Origin of the sequence: Xanthomonas sp. LF06-19 (genome assembly GCF_034105425.1) — a bacterium.
Classification (GTDB): domain Bacteria; phylum Pseudomonadota; class Gammaproteobacteria; order Xanthomonadales; family Xanthomonadaceae; genus Xanthomonas_A; species Xanthomonas_A sontii.
In genome coordinates this window covers 265,507-285,718 of the sequence record NZ_JAXGGH010000006.1, presented here as the reverse complement: position 1 = coordinate 285,718, position 20,212 = coordinate 265,507, and the positions used below count along the sequence as shown (strand labels likewise).

General features: G+C 69.4%; 19 protein-coding genes. 8 read left to right on the top strand and 11 right to left on the bottom strand.

Features of this window, described 5'->3' with window-relative positions:
• Complete coding sequence (locus SLW55_RS13980) at positions 1–1,389, bottom strand: FAD-binding oxidoreductase (RefSeq protein ID WP_320745309.1); 1,389 nt, start codon at positions 1,387–1,389, stop codon at positions 1–3.
• Positions 1,390–1,738: 349 nt separating this feature from the next.
• On the opposite strand from SLW55_RS13980, the gene serA reads away from it, so the two are divergent.
• The gene (gene serA, locus SLW55_RS13975; RefSeq protein ID WP_043091919.1) at positions 1,739–2,980 is read left to right on the top strand and encodes a phosphoglycerate dehydrogenase; all 1,242 of its coding nucleotides are present in this window, start codon (positions 1,739–1,741) and stop codon (positions 2,978–2,980) included.
• Positions 2,981–3,195: 215 nt separating this feature from the next.
• Here the strand turns inward: serA and SLW55_RS13970 are convergent, their stop codons facing one another.
• Positions 3,196–3,777 carry an NUDIX hydrolase gene (locus tag SLW55_RS13970; RefSeq protein WP_320745308.1) on the bottom strand — a complete coding sequence of 194 codons (582 nt, stop codon included), beginning with the start codon at positions 3,775–3,777 and terminating at the stop codon, positions 3,196–3,198.
• A 169-nt stretch (positions 3,778–3,946) separates the two neighbouring features.
• On the opposite strand from SLW55_RS13970, the gene SLW55_RS13965 reads away from it, so the two are divergent.
• The 7 genes from SLW55_RS13965 (at position 3,947) to SLW55_RS13935 (ending at position 11,191) form a co-directional block, all read left to right on the top strand.
• On the top strand, positions 3,947–5,419 hold the full coding sequence (locus SLW55_RS13965) for an amino acid permease (protein ID WP_043091917.1): 1,473 nt from the start codon (positions 3,947–3,949) through the stop codon (positions 5,417–5,419).
• 85 nt (positions 5,420–5,504) lie between these two features.
• Positions 5,505–6,938, top strand: coding sequence for an amino acid permease (locus SLW55_RS13960; protein WP_320745307.1), 1,434 nt, complete (start codon positions 5,505–5,507; stop codon positions 6,936–6,938).
• Positions 6,939–7,198: 260 nt separating this feature from the next.
• Positions 7,199–7,840 (top strand): methylthioribulose 1-phosphate dehydratase, encoded by a 642-nt coding sequence (locus SLW55_RS13955; RefSeq protein ID WP_017912143.1) that lies wholly within the window; start codon positions 7,199–7,201, stop codon positions 7,838–7,840.
• Positions 7,841–7,934: 94 nt separating this feature from the next.
• Positions 7,935–8,501: an acireductone dioxygenase gene (locus SLW55_RS13950; protein WP_320745306.1), complete on the top strand. Its 567-nt coding sequence runs from the start codon at positions 7,935–7,937 to the stop codon at positions 8,499–8,501.
• Positions 8,502–8,504: 3 nt separating this feature from the next.
• Positions 8,505–9,203 (top strand): acireductone synthase, encoded by a 699-nt coding sequence (gene mtnC / locus SLW55_RS13945; protein ID WP_320745305.1) that lies wholly within the window; start codon positions 8,505–8,507, stop codon positions 9,201–9,203.
• Positions 9,204–9,237: 34 nt separating this feature from the next.
• On the top strand, positions 9,238–10,317 hold the full coding sequence (locus SLW55_RS13940; RefSeq protein ID WP_320745328.1) for a C13 family peptidase: 1,080 nt from the start codon (positions 9,238–9,240) through the stop codon (positions 10,315–10,317).
• A gap of 517 nt (positions 10,318–10,834) precedes the next feature.
• The gene (locus SLW55_RS13935) at positions 10,835–11,191 is read left to right on the top strand and encodes an STY0301 family protein (protein ID WP_319019448.1); all 357 of its coding nucleotides are present in this window, start codon (positions 10,835–10,837) and stop codon (positions 11,189–11,191) included.
• A 236-nt stretch (positions 11,192–11,427) separates the two neighbouring features.
• On the opposite strand, the gene SLW55_RS13930 is transcribed toward SLW55_RS13935, so the two are convergent.
• The 9 genes from SLW55_RS13930 to hisG all read right to left on the bottom strand — a co-directional run bounded on the left by SLW55_RS13930 (position 11,428) and on the right by hisG (position 20,210).
• Entirely contained in the window at positions 11,428–13,011 is a 1,584-nt protein-coding gene (locus SLW55_RS13930) for a calcineurin-like phosphoesterase family protein (RefSeq protein ID WP_320745304.1), read from the bottom strand.
• A gap of 77 nt (positions 13,012–13,088) precedes the next feature.
• Positions 13,089–13,712: a bifunctional phosphoribosyl-AMP cyclohydrolase/phosphoribosyl-ATP diphosphatase HisIE gene (gene hisIE / locus SLW55_RS13925; RefSeq protein WP_267084358.1), complete on the bottom strand. Its 624-nt coding sequence runs from the start codon at positions 13,710–13,712 to the stop codon at positions 13,089–13,091.
• Positions 13,702–14,478, bottom strand: a complete 777-nt coding sequence (gene hisF, locus SLW55_RS13920) for an imidazole glycerol phosphate synthase subunit HisF (protein ID WP_267084357.1) — start codon at positions 14,476–14,478, stop codon at positions 13,702–13,704. The genes hisIE and hisF overlap by 11 nt, the downstream gene beginning before the upstream one ends.
• Positions 14,472–15,206: a 1-(5-phosphoribosyl)-5-[(5-phosphoribosylamino)methylideneamino]imidazole-4-carboxamide isomerase gene (gene hisA, locus SLW55_RS13915; protein WP_320745303.1), complete on the bottom strand. Its 735-nt coding sequence runs from the start codon at positions 15,204–15,206 to the stop codon at positions 14,472–14,474. The genes hisF and hisA overlap by 7 nt, the downstream gene beginning before the upstream one ends.
• Positions 15,203–15,805, bottom strand: a complete 603-nt coding sequence (gene hisH, locus SLW55_RS13910; protein ID WP_017913325.1) for an imidazole glycerol phosphate synthase subunit HisH — start codon at positions 15,803–15,805, stop codon at positions 15,203–15,205. Before hisH ends, hisA begins: the two co-directional genes overlap by 4 nt.
• A gap of 31 nt (positions 15,806–15,836) precedes the next feature.
• Positions 15,837–16,910: a bifunctional histidinol-phosphatase/imidazoleglycerol-phosphate dehydratase HisB gene (gene hisB / locus SLW55_RS13905; protein ID WP_267084356.1), complete on the bottom strand. Its 1,074-nt coding sequence runs from the start codon at positions 16,908–16,910 to the stop codon at positions 15,837–15,839.
• Positions 16,907–18,007, bottom strand: coding sequence for a histidinol-phosphate transaminase (gene hisC / locus SLW55_RS13900; protein WP_320745302.1), 1,101 nt, complete (start codon positions 18,005–18,007; stop codon positions 16,907–16,909). The genes hisB and hisC overlap by 4 nt, the downstream gene beginning before the upstream one ends.
• Complete coding sequence (hisD, locus tag SLW55_RS13895; protein WP_320745301.1) at positions 18,004–19,299, bottom strand: histidinol dehydrogenase; 1,296 nt, start codon at positions 19,297–19,299, stop codon at positions 18,004–18,006. Before hisD ends, hisC begins: the two co-directional genes overlap by 4 nt.
• A complete protein-coding gene (gene hisG / locus SLW55_RS13890) occupies positions 19,296–20,210 on the bottom strand; it encodes an ATP phosphoribosyltransferase (protein ID WP_152236963.1) in 915 nt (304 codons plus the stop codon). Before hisG ends, hisD begins: the two co-directional genes overlap by 4 nt.
• Positions 20,211–20,212: the final 2 nt, after the last annotated feature.

Below are 20,212 nucleotides of genomic sequence, written 5' to 3'. Positions count from 1 at the left end.
TCAGGGATCGAACAGCTTGCCCGGATTGAGCAACCCGGACGGATCGAACACGCGCTTGACCGCGCGCATCAGCGCGATCTCCTCGGCGCTGCGCGTGCTGTCCAGGTAGGGTTTCTTGACCAGGCCGATACCGTGCTCGGCGGAGATGCTGCCGCCGTGCTCGGCCAGCACCTGCGCCAGCAGCTTGGTGACCTGCTCGCAGGCCGCGATGAAATCCGCCGGCGCAGTGGCCTCGGGCTTGAGCACGTTGATATGCAGGTTGCCGTCGCCGATGTGGCCGAACCACACCACCTCGAACTGCGGGTAGGCCTCGCCGAGCAGCGCCTGGGTCCGCGCCAGGAACGCCGGCATCGCCGAGATCCGCACCGACACGTCGTTCTTGTAGGGGGTGTAGCGCGCCACCGCCTCGGTGATGCCTTCGCGCAGGCGCCACAGCTGCGCGGCCTGCGCCTCGCTCTGGCTGATCACCCCGTCCAGTACCCAGCCCTGCTCCATGCAGGCCTCGAACGCGGCCAACGCCGCGGCCTCCTGCGCCTCGTTGCCGCTGGCGTACTCGGTGACCACGTAGTACGGATACACCGTGTCGAACGGCGCCTGCGCGCCATGCGCGAGCACGTGCTGCAACGCGCGGTCGGTGAAGAACTCGAACGCCTCCAACTGCAGCCGGCTGCGGAACGCGGCGAACACCTGCATCAGCACCTCGAACGAGGGCAGCGCCAGCAGCATCACGTTGCTCGGCGGCGGCGGATCGGTGAGCCGCAGGGTGGCCTCGACGACGATGCCCAGGGTGCCTTCGGAGCCGATCAGCAACTGGCGGAAATCGTAGCCGCTGGAATTCTTGATCAAGCCGCGGTTGAGTTCGAGCAGTTCGCCGCTGCCGGTGACCACCTTCAGCCCGGCGATCCACTCGCGGGTGTTGCCATAGCGGATCACGCGGATGCCGCCGGCGTTGGTGGCGATGTTGCCGCCGATCGAGCACGAGCCGCGCGCGGCGAAGTCCACCGGGTACAGCAGACCGTGCTCGCGCGCAGCGTTGTGCACCGCTTCCAGCGGCATGCCGGCCTGCACGGTGAGAGTGCGGTCGACCGGATCGAAGGCCAGCGCCTTGTTCATCCGCTCCAGGCTCAGCACCAGCTCGCCGTGCGCCGCCACCGCGCCGCCGGACAGGCCGGTGCGGCCACCGGAGGGCACCACCGCCACCGCGTGCTCGTTGGCCCAGCGCAGCACTGCCTGCACCTCCTCCACCGTCGCCGGCAGCGCGATCGCCAGCGGCGCCGGGGTCCAGCGCCGGGTCCAATCGCGACCGTAGTGTTCCAGGTCGGCGGGATCGGTCTTCAGGCGCAGGCCGGGAACGGCAAGGGCCAGGGCATCCAGGCGCGGGTCGGTCATGGGCGGAGAGGCATCGGCGGAGGCAAGCATTCAAGCGTGCCAGCGTTGCGTAACCGCGTCCAGTTGGGGAGGAGCCGGGGCTCGGGAATCTAGAGCCGGGACCCGGGACCCGGGACCCGGAAAAGCAAAAGCAACCGACGTGGGACGTCAAGCAACACCGTCAGGCGCAAGAGGTGCACGCTTCTCCGGGTCCCGGGTCCCGGGTCCCGACTCCTCCCAACAAACATCGATGCACCTGAAACCTTTCCAGCGTTGCATCGCTATCCTCCCGGCATCCTATTGCGGCGCACCAAAGCGCGGAGCCATCTGGCATAGTGACCGGCCCGTTGGCCATCGCTCCCTCGCCGCAATGTCGCCCAAGAAGACCTCGTTTCCGAAGCAGGATATCCGCGTGCTGCTGCTCGAAGGCATCAGCCAGACCGCCGTCGACGTGTTCCGCGCGGCCGGCTACTCGCAGATCGAACTGCACGCCAAGTCGCTGCCGGAAGACGAGCTCAAGCAGCGCATCGCCGAGGCGCACATCGTCGGCATCCGCTCGCGTACCCAGCTCAGCGCCGAGGTGCTGGCCCACGCCAAGCGCCTGATCGCGGTCGGCTGCTTCTGCATCGGCACCAACCAGGTCGACCTGGACGCCGCGGAACTGGCCGGCATCCCGGTGTTCAATGCGCCCTACTCCAACACCCGCAGCGTCGCCGAGCTGGTGATCGCCGAGGCCATCTTGCTGTTGCGCGGCATTCCGCAGAAGAACGCCGAATGCCACCGCGGCGGCTGGTCGAAGTCGGCCGCCGGCAGCCACGAGACCCGCGGCAAGGTGCTGGGCATCGTCGGCTACGGGCATATCGGCACCCAGGTCGGCGTGCTGGCTGAGGCGCTGGGCATGCAGGTGATCTTCCACGACATCGAGACCAAGCTGTCGCTGGGCAACGCCCGCACCGCCACCGACCTGGACGACCTGCTGGCGCGCTCGGATGTGGTCACCCTGCACGTGCCGGAAACCGCGGCCACCCGCGACATGATCGGCGCCACGCAGCTGGCGCAGATGAAGCCGGGCGCGCACCTGATCAACGCCTCGCGCGGCACGGTGATCGACATCGACGCCCTGGACGCGGCGCTGCGCAGCGGCCACATCGGCGGCGCCGCGGTGGACGTGTTCCCGATCGAACCCAAGGGCAACGGCGACCTGTTCGAATCGCCGCTGGCCGCGCACGACAACGTGATCCTGACCCCGCACGTCGGCGGCAGCACGCTGGAAGCGCAGGACAACATCGGCGTGGAAGTGGCGGCCAAGCTGGTGCGCTACAGCGACAACGGCAGCACCCTGTCGGCGGTGAACTTCCCCGAGGTGACCCTGCCCGAGCACGCCGAGAGCCTGCGCCTGCTGCACATCCACCGCAACGTGCCGGGCGTGCTGTCGCAGATCAACGAACTGTTCTCGCGCCACAACGTCAACATCGACGGCCAGTTCCTGCGCACCGACCCCAAGGTCGGCTACGTGGTGATCGACGTCGGCGCCAGCGAGGAACAGGCGGCGGTACTGAAGGAGGAACTGGCGCAGGTGGCGGGGACGTTGCGGACGCGCATTCTTTACTAGCGGGGATTGGGGATTCGGGATTGGGGATTCGTGGGGGCGCTGCGCACCCGTACCCTCACCCCAACCCCTCTCCCGGAGGGAGAGGGGCTATGCATTTCCCTTCTCCCGCCGGGACCATGGCCCCCTTTTTGGGGGAAGGTGCCCCGAAGGGGCGGATGAGGGTACGGGCGCAGCCTCGTGCAGCTGAAACACCGCATGCGCTTCGCGCCCAACCCTCACCGCAACCCCTCTCCCGGGGGGAGAGGGGCTGATGCGCTGCGCTTCAACCACTTCTGCGCCATGCGCCGCAGCGACGGATCCAGGTCCGCTTCATCCAGCAATTCGGCAATCAGGCGCCAGGCCAGGGCCAGCGACTCGGCGCTGACCGCGAAGGCTTCGTCCGCACCGGCGCGGACCACGTAGCGTGCGTCGTAATGCCAGTGCCCCGGCACCTCGCCGCGGGCGGGAATCCAGTGCCGGTCCAGGTCGAAGATCGCGCCATCCTCCAGTGCCAGGCCGGGCAGCCCCGATTCTTCCTCGGCCTCCCTCAAGGCCACCCGCGCCAGATCGCGGTCGCCGTCGGCGTGGCCGCCCAGTTGCAGCCAGCGCTGCAGCTTGCGGTGATGGGTCAGCAAGGTGCGCGTGCCGTCGGCGCTGACCAGCCAGGCCGAGCCGGTGAAATGGCCGTCCAGGCGGGCGCGCACGAACGGATCGGCGGCATCGTCGAGCAAGGCCAGGAACTGCGCGGCGACCTCGGCCTGATCCGGACACTGCCGGGCATGGGCCTGCAACTGCTGGCGTAGGGACGACTCCGGCATCGGCGTTCTCGCGTTCGGGGGCGGCCATTATCGCCGTCCACGGTGCAGCGCGGCTTGTGGCGGCCGGCCGGCTTTGGCATGGTACGACGCTTGCGTCGCCCGCTGCGGGCCCGGCGCTTCGCCATTGCCGGGGCCGCTTGCCCCGTACCGCCACCTGGGGATGCACCGAATGCTCAAGTCTTTGCTGAGGGTCAAGCCGATCGAACCGGCCGGTCACGTCGATGCCGGCGAACCGTTCGAAGGCAGCCTGGAGGGCGAAGCCACCCTCAAACGCACCCTCACCGCCAGACACCTGATCCTGCTCGGCATCGGCGCGGTGATCGGCGCCGGCATCTTCGTGCTCACCGGCCAGGCCGCGGCCAATCATGCCGGCCCGGCGGTGATGCTGTCGTTCGTGTTCGCCGGCCTGGCCTGCGCCTTCGCCGGCCTGTGCTATGCCGAATTCGCGGCGATGCTGCCGGTCTCGGGCAGCGCCTACTCGTACTCCTACGCCACGCTCGGCGAAGGCGTGGCCTGGTTCATCGGCTGGTGCCTGGTGCTGGAATACCTGTTCGCCGGCTCCAGCGTCGCGGTGGGCTGGTCGGCCTATCTGATCAGCTTCGTCACCGGCACCCTCGGCCTGCCCTTCCCCGCGGAACTGGCCAGCGCGCCGCTGACCTGGACCGGCCACGCCTTCGTCGCCTCGGGCAACCTCGTCAACCTGCCGGCGGTGCTGATCGTGGCCGCCGTCAGCACGCTGTGCTACGTCGGCGTCACTCAATCGGCCTTCGTCAACGCCATCGTGGTGGCGATCAAGGTGCTGGTGATCTGCCTGTTCGTCGGCGTCGGCATCTTCTACATCAACCCGGACAACTGGCATCCGTTCATCCCGGAAAACACCGGCCCGGGCGAGTTCGGCTGGAGCGGCATCTTCCGCGCCGCCTCCATCGTGTTCTTCTCCTACATCGGCTTCGATGCGGTCTCCACCTCCGCCGGCGAGACCAAGGACCCGCAGAAGAACATGCCGATCGGCATCCTGGTGTCGCTGGCCATCTGCACCGTCATCTACATCATCGTCTGCGCAGTGCTGACCGGCCTGCTGCCCTACACCCAGCTCGGCACCGCCAAGCCGGTGGCCACTGCGCTGGAGCACTATCCGCAGCTGGCCTGGCTGAAGACCTTCGTCGAGATCGGTGCCATCGCCGGCCTGTCCTCGGTGGTGCTGGTGATGCTGATGGCGCAGCCGCGCATCTTCTACACCATGGCGCGCGACGGCCTGCTGCCGAAGCTGTTCGGCAAGGTCCATCGCCGTTTCCACACCCCCTACGTCGGCACCGTGGTGGTCGGCGTGCTCGCTGCGCTGCTGGCCGGACTGATTCCGCTGGACGTGCTGGGCGAACTGGTGTCGATGGGCACCCTGCTGGCCTTCGCCACGGTGTGCGTCGGGGTGATGGTGCTGCGCTTCACCCGTCCGGATCTGCCGCGTCCGTTCCGGGTGCCGCTGTTCTGGGCGGTGTGCCCGCTGGGCGCGCTGTTCTGCGTGGGCCTGTTCTTCCAGGCATTCCAGGAACACTGGAAGGTGTTCGTCGGCTGGACCCTGATCGGCCTGTGCATCTACTTCTTCTACGGCATCCGCAACAGCCGCCTGGCCACCAAGGCCTGATCCGCTCCTCCGAAGACCGGCGTCCGCGCCGGTCTTCGCGTTCGCCCCCTCTTCCTCGCACGCCGCGCCCGGCTGGAACCGCTCGATGCTCAAACAACTCTTGGCCACCAAACACCCCCATGCCAGCCACGAGGACGCCGGCGGGCTAGGCCTGCAACGCGCGCTGGGCCCCTGGGGCCTGACCGCGCTGGGCATCGGCGCGGTGATCGGCGGCGGCATCTTCGTCATCACCGGGCAGGCCGCGGCCAACCACGCCGGGCCTGCGATCATGCTCTCGTTCGTGCTGGCCGCGGTGTGCTGCGCGTTCTGCGCGCTGGCCTACGCCGAGTTCGCGGCGATGGTGCCGGTCTCCGGCAGCGCCTACACCTACACCTACGCCACCTTCGGCGAATTGGCGGCCTGGTTCATCGGCTGGATGCTGGTGCTGGAGTACGGCGTGTCGGCCTCGGCGGTGGCGGTCAGCTGGACCGGCTATTTCCTGAGCCTGCTCGACCACTTCAACATCCATCTGCCCGCGGCACTGGTCAACGCGCCGCTGGACGGCAAGCTGCAGCCCACCGGCGCGATCGCCAACCTGCCTGCCGCCGGCATCGTGCTGCTGCTGACCTGGCTGTGCTACGTCGGCATCCGCAAGTCCTCGGCGATGAACATGGCGATGGTGGTGCTGAAGAGCGGCCTGATCGTGCTGGTCATCGCCGCCGGCTGGAAGTACGTGGACCCGGCCAACTGGCACCCGTTCATCCCCGCCAACGAAGGCCCGGGCAAGTACGGCCTGGACGGCGTGCTGCGCGGCGCGGCGATGGTGTTCTTCGCCTACATCGGCTTCGAGGCGGTGTCGGTGGCGGCGCAGGAATCGCACCGGCCGCAGCGCGACCTGCCGATCGGCATGATCCTGTCGCTGGTGATCTGCACCGTGCTGTACATCGCCATGGCCGCGGTGATGACCGGGCTGCTGCCGTACGCGCAACTGGGCACCGACGAGCCGGTGGTGACCGCGGTGGCGGCGCATCCGCAGTTGGGCTGGCTGCGCGTGGTGGTGGAGGTCGGCGCGCTGATCGGCCTGTCCTCGGTGGTGCTGGTGATGATCATCGGCCAACCGCGCATCTTCATGATCATCGCCCGCGACGGCCTGCTGCCGCCGGTGTTCACCAAGATCCACCCGACCTACCGCACCCCGCACGTCAACACGGTGATCACCGGCATCGGCATCGCCCTGCTGGCGTCGCTGTTCCCGCTGGACGTGCTGGGCGAACTGACCTCGATGGGCACCCTGATCGCCTTTGCCGCGGTCTGCGCCGGCGTGCTGATCCTGCGCCGCACCCAGCCGGACCTGCCGCGGCCGTTTCGCATTCCGTTCGCCTGGCCGATCTGCATCGCCGGTGTGCTCAGCTGCCTGGCGCTGCTGTCGGCGATGACCGCGCACAACTGGATGCTGATGGCCGGCTGGACGGTGATCGGCCTGGCGATCTACTTCGGCTACGGCTACCGCCACAGCCGCCTGCGCGGCAGCCAAGGCTGAGCGCAGAGCCCCTTTCCCATCGGGAGAGGGGTTGGGGTGAAGGTACGGACGCGAAGCGCTGCACCCATCTGGCAACACGAGGCTTCGCCCGTACCCTCATCCGCCCCTGCGGGGCACCTTCTCCCGACGGGAGAAGGGAGAAGCCAAAGCCCCTCTCCCCCCGGGAGAGGGGTTGGGGTGAGGGTACGGCGTGAGGAGGTGCTACTGGGTGCACCACCACCTGTCATCCCAATCCAGCGATCAAGCCCTACACTACGCGCATGAACGCACTGCCCTACGATTCCGAGCGCCTGCGCACGCTGGCGCACCTGCTGATCGACAACATCCGCGAGCTCTCGCAGGCCGGCTGGACGCCCGCCACCAGCAGCAACTTCTCGCACCGCCTGGACGATCGCCATGCCGCGATCACCGTCTCCGGTCGCGACAAGGGCCGGCTGGTCGAGGACGACATCATGGTGGTGGACTTCGACGGCCAGGCCGTCGGCCGGCCGCTGCGTCCGTCCGCCGAGACCCTGCTGCACACCCAGCTGTACCGGCGCTTCCCCGAGGTCGGCTGCATTCTGCACACGCACTCGCCGGTGCAGACCATCGCCTCGCGCCTGTATGCCCCGCAGGGCCATATCCGCCTGGAAGGCTACGAGCTGCTGAAGGCGCTGCACGGCAACCAGACCCACGAGACCGCGGTGGACCTGCCGGTGTTCGCCAACACCCAGGACATGACCGTGCTGGCCGCGCAGGTCGACGCCCTGCTCGATCGCACGCCGCTGTGGGGCTACCTGATCGACGGCCACGGCCTGTACGCCTGGGGCCGCGACATGGCCGAGGCGCGCCGCCACCTCGAAGCGTTCGAGTTCCTGCTGCACTGCGAGCTGGAGCTGCGCAAGCTGCGCGCCGCCGGCTGATCCGCCGCGGCGCGACAGCGTTCCAGCGCCGCAACAGCCGCCGGCCGCGCACCTGCTACCCTTTTCGTCCCCACTGACGCTTTCGCCCGCCGCCATGAGCCGACTCCGCATCTTCGCCGACACCACTCCCGACGCGCCGCTGTTCGACAGCCGCGATGGCGACGCGATCGCCGCTGAACTGCGCAAGATCGGCGTCACCTTCGAGCGCTGGCAGGCCAACCAGCCGATCGAGCCCGGCGCCTCGCCGGAAGCGGTCATGGCCGCCTACAAGGCCGACATCGACCGCCTGGTCGCCGCCAACGGCTTCAAAACCGTGGACGTGGTCAGCATCGCCCCGGACAACCCGCAGCGCGAGGAGATGCGCAAGAAGTTCCTCGACGAGCACTTCCACAAGGAAGACGAGGTGCGCTTCTTCGTCGCCGGCTCCGGCCTGTTCACCCTGCACGTGGACGGCAAGGTCTACGAGATCGAATGCGTGCAGGACGACCTGATCGCCGTGCCCGACGGCACCCACCACTGGTTCGACATGGGCCCGGAGCCGCGCTTCATCGCGATCCGCTTCTTCACCGAGCCGGACGGCTGGGTCGGCCACTTCACCGGCACCGACATCGCTCAGCGCTTCCCGCGCTACGAGGCGAAGCTGCGCGGCGAGGCGCACTGAGCGATGACCGATCCGCGCGTCGTACTCACCGACATCGAAGGCACCACCAGCAGCATCTCCTTCGTCAAGGACGTGCTGTTCCCCTATGCGCGCCGCGCCCTGCCCGGCTTCGTGCGCGAGAACGGCCAGCAGCCGCAGGTGCGGCAATGGCTGGATGCCGTCGCCAGCGAATGCGGCGGCATCTGCACCGATGCGGTGATCGTGGAGACCCTGCAGGGCTGGATCGACGAGGACCGCAAGCACACCGCGCTGAAGGCGCTGCAGGGCATGATCTGGGAAGCTGGCTACCGCGATGCCGACTTCACCGCGCACATCTATCCCGATGCCGCGCCGGCACTGCGCCGCTGGCATGCCGACGGCCGCGCGCTGTACGTATATTCGTCCGGCTCGGTACCGGCGCAGAAGCTGTTCTTCGGCCATAGCGACGCCGGCGACCTTCGCGCGCTGTTCTCCGGCTGGTTCGATACCGAGATCGGCGGCAAGCGCGAGCAGCCCAGCTACGCGCGCATCGCCGAGGCGATCGGCGTGGCGCCGGCGCAGATCGTGTTCCTGTCCGACGTGGTCGCCGAACTGGATGCGGCCCGCGCCGCCGGCCTGGACACGGTGCTGATCGACCGCCGCGACGATTACCCGCAACCGCGCCAGGGCGAAGCCTGCAACGGCCACCGCCGCGCGGAGAGCTTCGCCGACCTGGGCTTCTGAGTCCCCGCGCATGCGCAGGCCTGTCGCTGCCTTGATGGCCGCCCTGGCGGCGTTGCGGCGCCCGTTGGCCGTGCTGCGGCGCCGGCTGCTGCCGGCCGCGCTGCTGGCGCTGGCGCTGCCCGCCTGCCATTCCGATGCCGGCGCCATGCCGGCCGGCGCGGCCGACACCGCGCAGGACGAGGCGGTGCAGGATCCGGTCGACCAGGCGCAGCTGCGCCAGGCGCTGGGATCGCTGCAGCCTCAGCGCCCGGGCGTCCCCGACCTGTACGTGGTCGGCTTCGCCGGCGACGCCAGCGAGGACGTGTTCCGCAACGAAGTGCTGTACCTGCGGCAGATGTTCACGCAGCGCTTTGGCGCCGCTGGCCGTATCGCCACCCTGATCAACCACGGCGACAATCTCGGCGCGCACGCCTACGCGCCACAGGCCTCGTACGACAACCTGGCCGATACGCTGGACCGCATCGGCAAGCTGATGGACAAGCGCGAGGACGCGCTGCTGCTGTTCCTGACCAGCCACGGCACCGAGCAGCACGAGCTGTATCTGCAGTTCGGCCCCGGCGAGGATGCCGAGTACGACACCATCACCCCGCAGGAACTGCGCCGCCTGCTCGACGACGCCGGCATCCGCAACCGCATCATCGTGATTTCGGCCTGCTACTCCGGCGGCTTCGTGCCGGCGCTGAAGACCGCCGACACCCTGGTCATCACCGCCGCCCGTCGCGACCGGCCCTCGTTCGGCTGCGGCAACACCGCCAGCGCCACCTATTTCGGCCGCGCCTGGCTGATCGACGCGCTGGCGCGTACCACCGATCTGGTCGACAGCTATCGCCTGGCCAGTGCCGAGATCAGCGCACGCGAGCAGGCCGAAGGCGAGGCGCCGTCGTATCCGCAGCTGTACGTGGGCGCGCGCATCGGCGCGTGGCTGCAGCACTGGCGCGCGCAGTTGCCGAACGCCGCCGCACCGGTCTATCCGTATCCGGAACCCGATGCGGACGACGCAATGACTGCGACCGATGGCGAACCGGACCACGCGCCCGGGACCACGCAAACCACTGCTCCCCCGACGCCCGCAAAACCGGCGCTACCGCCATCGACTGCCACTCCCACGCAGTGAGCGGCCCTGCTCCGTCGAGCAGCGCACGCAAGACTCCAACGCTCGGTGCGCCCTGGGCCTGGAGCAGGAGTCCGCAGGAACCCCATAGATGAGAGTAATTCGCATTCGATCGCCGATCGCGTGCAGCCGTTACACTGCGCCCCGCAGCAAGCCCGCCAGCCTTTCGCCAGCCAGCTGCGCACCGATCCGCCCGCCAGCCTTCGCTCGCCAGCCAGGATCCTCTCGTTTTATAGGCCTCCTTCATGGAGGTTTTTTTGTTTCATGCCGACTCCAGACCGGTAGTAAGCCGGACCGCGCCGCAGCGATGGTCCACAACCGTCTCAGCAGGTCGAGGGTGTAGTTGTTCTCAGCAGTGGCCAAGCCTAGAGCGTGTTATGAACTTGGAGTTCACGCGGCTATCGTAGGCGATGAAGCCACCACGCCAACCGACGTATCCGATGAAGAATGGGTCTTCGCCGCGCCCGACTTGATACTGACGGATCCGCAGGCACGGCAGCGCAGATATGAGCTACAAACAATGGAAACAACGTCTATTCCATTGAGCAAGCGAGTTGCCGCTCTTCTACTCTGCCTTTTTGCCTGGAGTACCGTGCTCGCCGCGCCTTCGGTCTGCCCCATTCGACAGGATCAGCCACTTCGCTCCATCGATGCATTCGATGGAGAACCACAGGATCTCGCAACGCTTGAGCCCGACGTGGCAAAGGAGCGATACGGCCATTGGGTTCTGGGCTACATCTACGATGAGGGCCGATTCGTCACCGTACGCTGCAGGTACGCGGACAAGCAAACGCATGACGTAAAACTGGCGAACCGTGTGGAACAGTGCAGTTATTCAATCAATGCAAAGCATGTCCTTCGAATAACTTGCAGATGAAAGCTGGCACGGCTCCTGGGACGGCGCGCCGAACTGGACAAACGGCGGCACATTCGCCAATGCTGGCGCCGATCGGCTCCTCGGCGTCATCGCCAACGACAACGACAACAGCCGGTTCTACTTCGCCCAGCGCCCGCGTGTGCCGGGTACCGCCCAGGACGGCGGTCAAAAGAACCTAGGTCGCGACTGAACTGGCGTCGCCAGGACGCGACGCCAGCGTCGCAACCGCGGCGCGATCAGGGAGAGGCGTCCTGCAATCGATAGCTGCCGCTGGCGTGCTGCTCGCCGCGCCAGCGGTCGAACGCGCGGACCTCGATGCGGTGCGCACCCACACTCAGGTCGGTCGGCAAGGCGCCGCGCCACAGGTGTTGCGACGGAATCGCTTCCGGCGACCGATCGTAGCCGCGCAGCGCATCGGCGGCATCGTCGCGCGCGTTCTCGGCGAGCAGCGTCGGGTCCGGCTGTTCGACCCGCTGCATCGGCTTCCAGGCGCCGTCGTCCACGCGGTACTCGACGCGCGTGTCGTCCTCGCCCATGTACACGTTCGCGTACACGCCCCAGGCCGGATAGGCACCGCGGCGCAATACCTTCGGCGCATGCAGGCCGATCTGGGTGTCGTCGGCGGCACGCGCGGCGTGGTAGGCCAGCGCATAGCCGCCGTCGCGGCGCACGGTCAGCAGCGCATAGCCGTTCGGGGTGCCGTCGGCCATGGTCGCGGCGGGAATGCCCTCGGCATCCTTGACCCCGGACCAGAACGCGCCGCAGGCCGCGCCGACGTTGTATTCGTGCAGCGGCTGCGCACCGTGCCAGCCCTCTTCGGCACCGTGGTAATAGTGGCGTTGGGTGTGGCTGTGGCCGCTGAGCACCAGCACGTGCGGGAACGCCTGCAGCAGCGCGAACAGCCGCGCGCGGTCGGCATGCCGGAACGTCTCCTTGCCGGGCGCCGCATCGAACAGCGGGATGTGCAGGCCCAGCACCACCAGTCGATCCTTGGGCACGCTGGCCAGGTAGGCCTGCAGGAACGCGAACTGGTCCGCGCGCAGGCCGCCGATGTACTTGGGCTGCTGCGTCGGCTGGTAGACCACGTCGTCCAGGAACACGAAGCTGGCGCCACCCTCTTCCACCGCGTAGGTGTCGGGACCGTAGACCGCACGCCAGCTCGACAGCGAATCGACGTCGTCGGTCGCATCGAAGTTGAGGTCGTGGTTGCCGGGCACATGGAACCACGGCACGCCGAGCTTGGCGGTTTCCGCATTCAGCGCCGGATACAGCGACAGGTCGTCGCTGACCACGTCGCCCAGGGTGGTGCCGATGCGCGCGTGGGTCTTGCCGCGCAAGGGCGCGACGATGTCGCGGGCGTAGTAGCCGACATCGGTCATCGATGCGGTCTGGGTATCGGCGAACACCAGCACCTCGGTGCTGTCGGCCTTGGGCTGCGCGCGCAACGCGAAGTCCCAGTGGTCGGTGGCGCCGCGGGTGGGCGCGATGCCCGGATACTTGAGCGTGGGCGAGCCGGCGGGCGCGTAGTGCCGCCAGTAGTCCGGCAGGCCGTTGCCGGCGCTGGCGAAGCTGTAGCCATCGGGCTTGATCACGAACACCGTGCGGCCGGGCTCCACTTCCAAGCGGTAGCGGCCCTGCGCGTCGGTGCGGACGATGTGCACGCCGTCGGACACCTGCACGCCGGCGATGCCGGCATCGCCCGGGCCGCGGCCCGGGGCGTTATCGCGTTCCTGGTAGACGCTGCCGCTGACCGTCGCGGTCTGCGCCACGGCGGGAGCGGCGGCGGCCAACAGGCAGGCAAGGACGACGGTGCGCAGCATGCGGAACATCCGGAGAAGCCGAGGGCCCCCGATTGTAGCCAACGACATCGACACGGCGATGACCGCGCCGGACAGACTCAGCGGTGCCGCGCTTCCAGTACCGCCACCGCGTCGGCCAGGCCCAGGCCGCGTGCGCGCAGCAGCACGGTCAGGTGATAGAGCAGATCGGCGGACTCGCCGAGCAGGTCCTCGTCGCCCTGGGCGACGCCGGCCAGCGCGGTTTCCACGCCCTCCTCGCCCACCTTCTGCGCGATGCGCCGCGTGCCCTTCTCGAACAGCTGCGTGGTGTAGCTGCCCGCAGGCCGGTCGCGCTCGCGTTGCGCGACCAGCCGGTCGAGCGCGCCCAGGAACTGGCCCGGCGCCTGCGGGAAGCAGCTGTCTCGGCCGAGGTGGCAGGTCGGCCCGCGCGGATGCGCCAGCACCAGCAGGGTGTCGCGGTCGCAATCGGTGTCGATCGCCACCACGTCCAGCACATTGCCGGAGCTTTCGCCCTTGGTCCACAGGCGCTGCTTGCTGCGGCTGTAGAAGGTGACCTGGCCGCTGCGGCGCGTCTGCGCCAGTGCCTCCTGGTTCATGTAGCCCAGCATCAGCACGCGCAGGGTCGCGGCGTCCTGCACCACCACCGGCAGCAGGCCATCGCCCTTGCCCCAGTCCAGCGCCGCATCGGCGGCGTCCGCGTCGTGGGAGTGTTCATGCGCCATCGCGCACCTCGATCTGTCGTTGGCGCAGGAAGCGCTTGAGTTCGGGAATGGCGATCGCGCCGCTGTGGAAGACGCTGGCGGCCAGCGCGCCGTCGACGTCGGCACGCTCGAACACGTCGGCGAAGTGCTGCATCTCGCCGGCGCCGCCGGACGCCACCAGCGGCACCTTGCACAGGGCGCGCACCTCGTGCAGTTGGGCGATGTCGTAGCCGCGGCGCACGCCGTCGCTGTCCATGCAGTTGAGCACGATCTCGCCGGCACCCAGGCGCTGCGCCTCCACCACCCAGTCCAGGGTGCGCATGCGCAGCGCCTGGGTCTTGCTGGGATCGCCGGTGAAGCGGCGCACGCGCCATTGGCCGTCGTCCTCGCGGATCGAATCGATGCCGACCACCACGCACTGCACGCCAAAGGCCTCGGCCAACTCGGCGATCAGCGCCGGCCGCTCCAGTGCCGGCGAATTGATCGAGATCTTGTCGGCGCCGGCGTGCAGCACCGCGCGCGCGGTGGCGACGTCGCGGATGCCGCCGGCCACGCAGAACGGGATGTCCAGCAACCGCGCCACCTTCTCGACCCAGGCGTAGTCCACCGAGCGCCCTTCCGGACTGGCGCCGATGTCGTAGAACACCAGTTCGTCGGCGCCCTGGTCGCGGTAGCGCAGCGCCAGCTCGGCGATATCGCCCATGTCCACGTGGTCGCGGAACTTGACGCCCTTGACCACGCGCCCTTCGCGCACGTCCAGGCACGGGATGATGCGCCGACTCAGCATGCCAGCGCCTCGTCCAGGCGCAGCCGCCCTTCCAGCAAGGCCTTGCCGAGCACGGCACCGGCGCAGCCGGCCTCGCACGCGCCACGCACATCGGCAGCGTTGCGGATGCCGCCGGAGGCCTGCACCGCCAACGCCGGCGCGAGCTGCCGCAGGTGCGCGTACAGCGCCAGGTTCGGCCCGGACAGCATGCCGTCGCGGGCGATGTCGGTGCACAGCAGGTGGATCAGGCCGGCCGCGGCGTACTCGCCGGCCAGCGCGTCCAGGCTCAGCGACGAGGTCTCGGTCCAGCCGTGCACCGGCAGGCGCCAGAAGCCGTGCGCGTCCTGGCGGCTGTCCAGCGCCACGGTGATGCGCTCGGGACCGAATTCGGCCAGCCACTCCAGTACCGACTCGCGGTCGCGTACCGCCAGCGAGCCGATCACCACGCGGCTGGCGCCGGCATCGAGCAGGCGCTGCACGTCGGCGCGCGAGCGCACGCCGCCGCCGGTCTGCACCTGCAGCCCGGTCTCGTTGCGGATCCGCTGCAGCAGCGGTGCCAGGGTATAGCCGCCGGCGCGGGCCGCATCCAGATCGACCAGGTGCATCCACTGCGCACCGGCTTCGGCGAAGGCCTGCGCGCGGCGCAGCGGATCGTCGCCGTAGTGGGTCTCGCGGGCGTAGTCGCCCTGCGCCAACCGCACCACGCGGCCGTCGCGGATGTCCAGGGCGGGATAGACGACGAAGCTCATGGGAAATCGGTCTCGAGGAAGTTGCGCAGGATGCGCGCGCCGGTGTCGGCGGAGCGCTCGGGATGGAATTGCGCGCCGCAGCGGCGACCATGCTGCACCACCGCGGTGAACAGGCCGCCATGATCGCAGGCGGCGACCGTGTCGCCTGTGACCGGTGCGGCATAGCCGTGCACGAAGTAGGCGCTGGCACCGTCCGGCACGCCCGCCAGCAACGACGACGGGCGCAGCGGCAACAGCCGGTTCCAGCCCATGTGCGGCACGCGGATGCCCAGCGCCGGCGGCATGCGCCGGACCACGCCGGTCAGCAGGCCCAGGCAATCGACATCGCCCTCCTCGGAATGCTCGAACAGCAACTGCATGCCCAGGCAGATGCCGATCAGCGGCACCTGCAGCGCGCGCAGTGGCTCGAGCAGGCCCTGCTCGCGCAGCCGCGCCATCGCATGCGGCGCCGCCCCCACGCCCGGCAGGATCACCCGCTCCGCGCCCTGCAGACCTGCCGCGTCGCGCACCAGCCGCGGCTCCACGCCGAGCCGCTGCAGCGCATAGCGCACCGAACCGAGGTTGGCGCCGCCGGCGTCGATCAAGGCCACCGTGCTCATCGCACCCTCCGCGTGTCCACGACGCGCCGATTCACAGCACGCCCTTGGTCGAGGGCAGCGCCGCACCCTCGCGCTTCAGCGCCTGGCGCAAGGCGCGGGCCAGCGCCTTGAAGCAGGCCTCGACCTTGTGGTGGTCGTTGTCGCCACGCACGCTCAGGTGCAGGTTAAGCCCGGCCGCATCGCACAGCGAGCGGAAGAAGTGCGGTACCAGTTCGGTGGGCATGTCGCCGACCCGCTCGCGCTTGAACTCGCCTTCGAACACGAAGTACGGGCGCCCGCTGAAATCCAGCGCGGCGCTGGCCAGGGTCTCGTCCATCGGCAGGGTGAAGCCGTAGCGGCCGATGCCGCGCTTGTCGCCCAGCGCCTGACGCAACGCCTGGCCCAAGGCCAGACCGGTGTCCTCGATGGTGTGGTGTTCGTCGATGTGCAGGTCGCCGTCGGCACGCACGTCCAGGGCGAAACCGCCATGCTTGCCGATCTGCTCGAGCATGTGATCGAAGAACGGCAGGCCGGTGGCGCAGTGCGGGTCGCGCGCCAGGTCCAGGTCCAGCTCCACCGCGATGCGGGTTTCCTTGGTGTCGCGCTGCACCCGCGCACGCCGCGGCGCATCGGCCAGCTCGTGGGCGATGCCGGCCCAGTCCCACTCGCCGCCGAACTGGGCGGTACGCAACTGGAAGCCGCGGATGCGCAGGTTCTCGGCGAACTGGATGTCGGTGACGCGGTCGCCGACCATCGCCGAGCGCGCCCAGTCGATGCTGCGGTCCTGCAGGTACGGCAGCATCAGGCCGATGCCGGGCTTGCGCGTGGGCGCATTGTCGGCCGGCCAGCTGCGGTCGACCAGCACCTCGCGGAACACGATGCCCTGGCTGGCGAAGATCTGCAGCATCAGGTCGTTGGGACCGTCGAAGGCGGCCTGCGGGTAGGCCTCGCTGCCCAGGCCGTCCTGGTTGGTGACGATGACGAACTGGTAGCCGGCGTCGCGCAGTTTGAGCATCGCCGGGATCACGCCCTGCACGAAGCGCAGCTTCTCGTAGGCGTCGATCTGGAAATCGGCCGGCTCCTCGATCAGGGTGCCGTCGCGGTCCACGAACAGGATCGGGGTCATGCCGCGGCCCTCCATGCCTGCAAGGCGCCGAGCACGCGCTGGTTCTGCGCCGGCGTGCCCAGGGTGATGCGCAGCGCATCGCCCAGGCCCGGCGCGGCGCGCTGGTCGCGCACCACCACCCCGGCCGCCAGCAGCGCCTGGAACGCGCCCTCGGCGTCGTCGAAGCGCAGCAGCAGGAAATTGCCCTGCGACGGATACACCTGGCGCACGCCGGGCAGTGCCGCCAGCGCCGCCTGCATGCGCGTGCGCTCGGTCCGCACCTCCTGCACCCGCGCCGCGGTCTGCCGCAGCGGTTCGGGCTGCAGCGCGGCCAGCGCCAGTTGCGTGCATGGCGCCGGAATCGGATACGGCGCCTGGCAGCGGCGCAGCACCGCGATCAGGGCCGGATCGGCGATCACGCAGCCGATCCGCGCCGCCGCCAGCGCGTGCGCCTTGGACAGCGTGCGCAGCACCGCCAGGTTGGCATGGCGCGCAAGCAAGCTGGTGGCCGAGGCTTCGTCGGAAAACTCGCCATAGGCTTCGTCCACCACCAGCACCGCACGTCCCTGCAGGCGCTCGGCGGCGCGATCGATGTCGGCCAGGGCGATCGCCGCACCGCCGGGGTTGCCCGGCGAACACAGGAATACCAGTTTGGCCATCTGACTCAATGCGGCGTCCACCACCGCATCCACGTCGGTCAGCAGGCCCTCGGCGGTATCGCGCAGCGGCACCTCGACCAGGCGCGCGTTCTGCAGCCGCGCGCACACCGCGTACATGCCGAACACCGGCGGGGTGATGACGATGGCGTCGCGGCCCGGCTCGCACAGGGCGCGCAGCAGCAGGTCGATGGCCTCGTCGCTGCCACGGCCGAGCAGCAGTTGTTCCGGGGCGCAGGCGTACAACTGCGCCAATGCGGCGCGCAGCGCCGGCGGCTGCGGGTCGGGATAGCGGCGATTGCCGGCGTCACCGTCGGCGGCGTTGGCCCAGGCCGACTCGTTGGCATTGAGCCAGATCTCGCCCTGCAGCGCACTGCTGCGCGCGGACGAATAGCCGGCGAACTCGCGCAGGTCCGGGCGGACCAACGCCAGCACGGCGCGTGCGTCTGGAGTCTGGCTCATGCCGCCTTCTCCATGCGCAGCGCCACCGCGTTGGCGTGCGCGTCCAGACCCTCGGCGCGCGCCATCAGCACCGCGCAACCGCCGATCGCGGCGATGCCGGCGGCGCTGGCGCTCTGCACGCTGACGAAGTTCTGGAAGCTGGCCACGCTCACGCCGCTGTAGGCACGCGCCGCGCCGCTGGTGGGCAGCACGTGGTTGGTGCCGCTGCAGTAATCGCCCAGCGCCTCTGGAGTGTAGTCGCCCAGGAACACCGAGCCGGCGGCCTCGACCCGGTCCAGCCAGTCGCGCGGCGCGCGCAGCGCCAGGATCAGGTGTTCCGGGGCGTAGCGGTTGCTGATGGCGAACGCATCCTCCAGCGTGTCGACGCGGATCAGCCGCGACGCGGCCAGCGCCTGCCGGGCGATCGCCGCGCGCGGCAGCGTCGCCAGCTGCCGCTCCAGTTCGTTCTCGACCGCCTCGATCAGCACGGCGCTGTCGGACAGCAGCAATACCTGCGAGTCGGGGCCGTGCTCGGCCTGCGACAACAGGTCGGCGGCGACGAAGGCCGCATCGGCGCCGGCGTCGGCGATCACCAGCACCTCGGACGGCCCGGCCGGCATGTCGATCGCCGCCGCGCCGGCCTGCGCGATTTGCTGCTTGGCCTCGGTGACGTAGCTGTTGCCCGGGCCGAACAGCTTGTCGCAGGACGGCACGCTTTCGGTGCCGAAGCCCATCGCCGCGATCGCCTGGGCACCGCCGAGCTTGAACACCCGGTCCACGCCGCACAGCGTCGCCGCGACCAGCACCGCCGGATCGGCCGAGCCGTCGGCGCGCGGTGGCGTGCACAGCACCACCTCGCGGCAGCCGGCCAGCGCCGCCGGCACGCACAGCATCAGCGCCGTCGACGGCAGCGGCGCGCTGCCGGCCGGCACGTACAGGCCGACCCGGCCGATTGGCCGCACCACGCGCTCGCAGACCACGCCCGGTGCGGTCTCGACCGCGTACGGCTGCGCCATGCCGGCGCGGTGGAAGGTATCGATCCGCGCCGCCGCCTCGGCCATCGCCGCGCGCAGCGGCGCCGGCACCGCCGCCTCGGCGGCGGCGAACTCGGCGGCGCTCACTTCGAAGGTCTCCAGCACCACGCCGTCGAAACGCGCGGTGAGCTCGCGCAGCGCGTCGTCGCCGCGGCTGCGCACGTCATTGAGCACCTGCGCCACCGCGTTGCGGGTCTGCTCGGCCACGCGCTGCACCGGCCGGGTCAGCGCCTGGGTGCGTTCCTGCGCGTCGAGCGCGCTCCATTCCAAACGATTCATGCCAGCGACCGCTCCACTGTCAACACCATCAAGCCCTGCGCGCCCGCGCGCTCCAGTTCCTCCATGCGCTGCCAGGTGATCGCACCGTGGCACATGGTCTGCAGCTGCAGCGGGCCGTCTGCGTCGCCGGGCAGTTGCACCAGCGGTTCGGCGTCGGGCAGCAACCGCGCCAGGTCGGCCACGCGCTCGCGCGCGGCGCGGAACATCAGCAGCTTGCTGTCGCGCAGCTTGAGCACGCCGTCGAGCCGGCGCAGCAGCATCGCCGCCAGGCCGGCGCGGGCATCGGCGGGTTCGCGCACCGGACCGGCCAGCACCGCCTCGCTCTCCAGCAATGTCTCCACCGGCTTGAGCTGGTTGGCGGCCAGGGTGGCGCCACTGGAGACCAGATCGCAGATCAGGTCGGCGGTGCCCAGGCGCGGCGCGATCTCCACCGAGCCGGACAGCTCCACCACCTGCGCGGCGATGCCACGCGCGTCCAGCCAGTCGGCCAGCACCGCCGGATAGCTGGTGGCGATGCGCAGCCCCTGCACCTGCTGCGGGCCGCTCCACTCCCAACTCTCCGGAACCGCCAGCATCAGCCGGCACTGCCCGAAGTTCAGCCCGCGCAGGGCGCGATAGGCCTCCGGCAAGCCGTTGCGGCGGCGCTCGCCGGCCTGCTCTTCGAGTTCGTTGCGGCCGACGATGCCGAAGTCGCACACGCCGTCGGCGATCAGCCCGGGAATATCGTCGTCGCGCACCAGCAGCAGGTCGACCGGCAACGATTCGCCGTAGCAGAACAGCTTGTCGCGGCTCTCGCGCCAGCTCAGCCCGCAGGCGGCCAGCACCGCACGGGCCGGCTCGGCCAGGCGGCCGCTTTTCTGGATCGCGATACGCAGCCGGTCGCGGGCCGGTGCTGCCAGGGAAGCACTCATCA

What these genes read in the sequence shown, in the direction of transcription:
- SLW55_RS13980 (WP_320745309.1), bottom strand. Translation starts at nt 1,389, where the DNA reads ATGACCGACCCGCGCCTGGATGCCCTGGCCCTTGCCGTTCCCGGCCTG.
- serA (WP_043091919.1), top strand. Translation starts at nt 1,739, where the DNA reads ATGTCGCCCAAGAAGACCTCGTTTCCGAAGCAGGATATCCGCGTGCTG.
- SLW55_RS13970 (WP_320745308.1), bottom strand. Translation starts at nt 3,777, where the DNA reads ATGCCGGAGTCGTCCCTACGCCAGCAGTTGCAGGCCCATGCCCGGCAG.
- SLW55_RS13965 (WP_043091917.1), top strand. Translation starts at nt 3,947, where the DNA reads ATGCTCAAGTCTTTGCTGAGGGTCAAGCCGATCGAACCGGCCGGTCAC.
- SLW55_RS13960 (WP_320745307.1), top strand. Translation starts at nt 5,505, where the DNA reads ATGCTCAAACAACTCTTGGCCACCAAACACCCCCATGCCAGCCACGAG.
- SLW55_RS13955 (WP_017912143.1), top strand. Translation starts at nt 7,199, where the DNA reads ATGAACGCACTGCCCTACGATTCCGAGCGCCTGCGCACGCTGGCGCAC.
- SLW55_RS13950 (WP_320745306.1), top strand. Translation starts at nt 7,935, where the DNA reads ATGAGCCGACTCCGCATCTTCGCCGACACCACTCCCGACGCGCCGCTG.
- mtnC (WP_320745305.1), top strand. Translation starts at nt 8,505, where the DNA reads ATGACCGATCCGCGCGTCGTACTCACCGACATCGAAGGCACCACCAGC.
- SLW55_RS13940 (WP_320745328.1), top strand. Translation starts at nt 9,238, where the DNA reads ATGGCCGCCCTGGCGGCGTTGCGGCGCCCGTTGGCCGTGCTGCGGCGC.
- SLW55_RS13935 (WP_319019448.1), top strand. Translation starts at nt 10,835, where the DNA reads ATGGAAACAACGTCTATTCCATTGAGCAAGCGAGTTGCCGCTCTTCTA.
- SLW55_RS13930 (WP_320745304.1), bottom strand. Translation starts at nt 13,011, where the DNA reads ATGCTGCGCACCGTCGTCCTTGCCTGCCTGTTGGCCGCCGCCGCTCCC.
- hisIE (WP_267084358.1), bottom strand. Translation starts at nt 13,712, where the DNA reads ATGGCGCATGAACACTCCCACGACGCGGACGCCGCCGATGCGGCGCTG.
- hisF (WP_267084357.1), bottom strand. Translation starts at nt 14,478, where the DNA reads ATGCTGAGTCGGCGCATCATCCCGTGCCTGGACGTGCGCGAAGGGCGC.
- hisA (WP_320745303.1), bottom strand. Translation starts at nt 15,206, where the DNA reads ATGAGCTTCGTCGTCTATCCCGCCCTGGACATCCGCGACGGCCGCGTG.
- hisH (WP_017913325.1), bottom strand. Translation starts at nt 15,805, where the DNA reads ATGAGCACGGTGGCCTTGATCGACGCCGGCGGCGCCAACCTCGGTTCG.
- hisB (WP_267084356.1), bottom strand. Translation starts at nt 16,910, where the DNA reads ATGACCCCGATCCTGTTCGTGGACCGCGACGGCACCCTGATCGAGGAG.
- hisC (WP_320745302.1), bottom strand. Translation starts at nt 18,007, where the DNA reads ATGAGCCAGACTCCAGACGCACGCGCCGTGCTGGCGTTGGTCCGCCCG.
- hisD (WP_320745301.1), bottom strand. Translation starts at nt 19,299, where the DNA reads ATGAATCGTTTGGAATGGAGCGCGCTCGACGCGCAGGAACGCACCCAG.
- hisG (WP_152236963.1), bottom strand. Translation starts at nt 20,210, where the DNA reads ATGAGTGCTTCCCTGGCAGCACCGGCCCGCGACCGGCTGCGTATCGCG.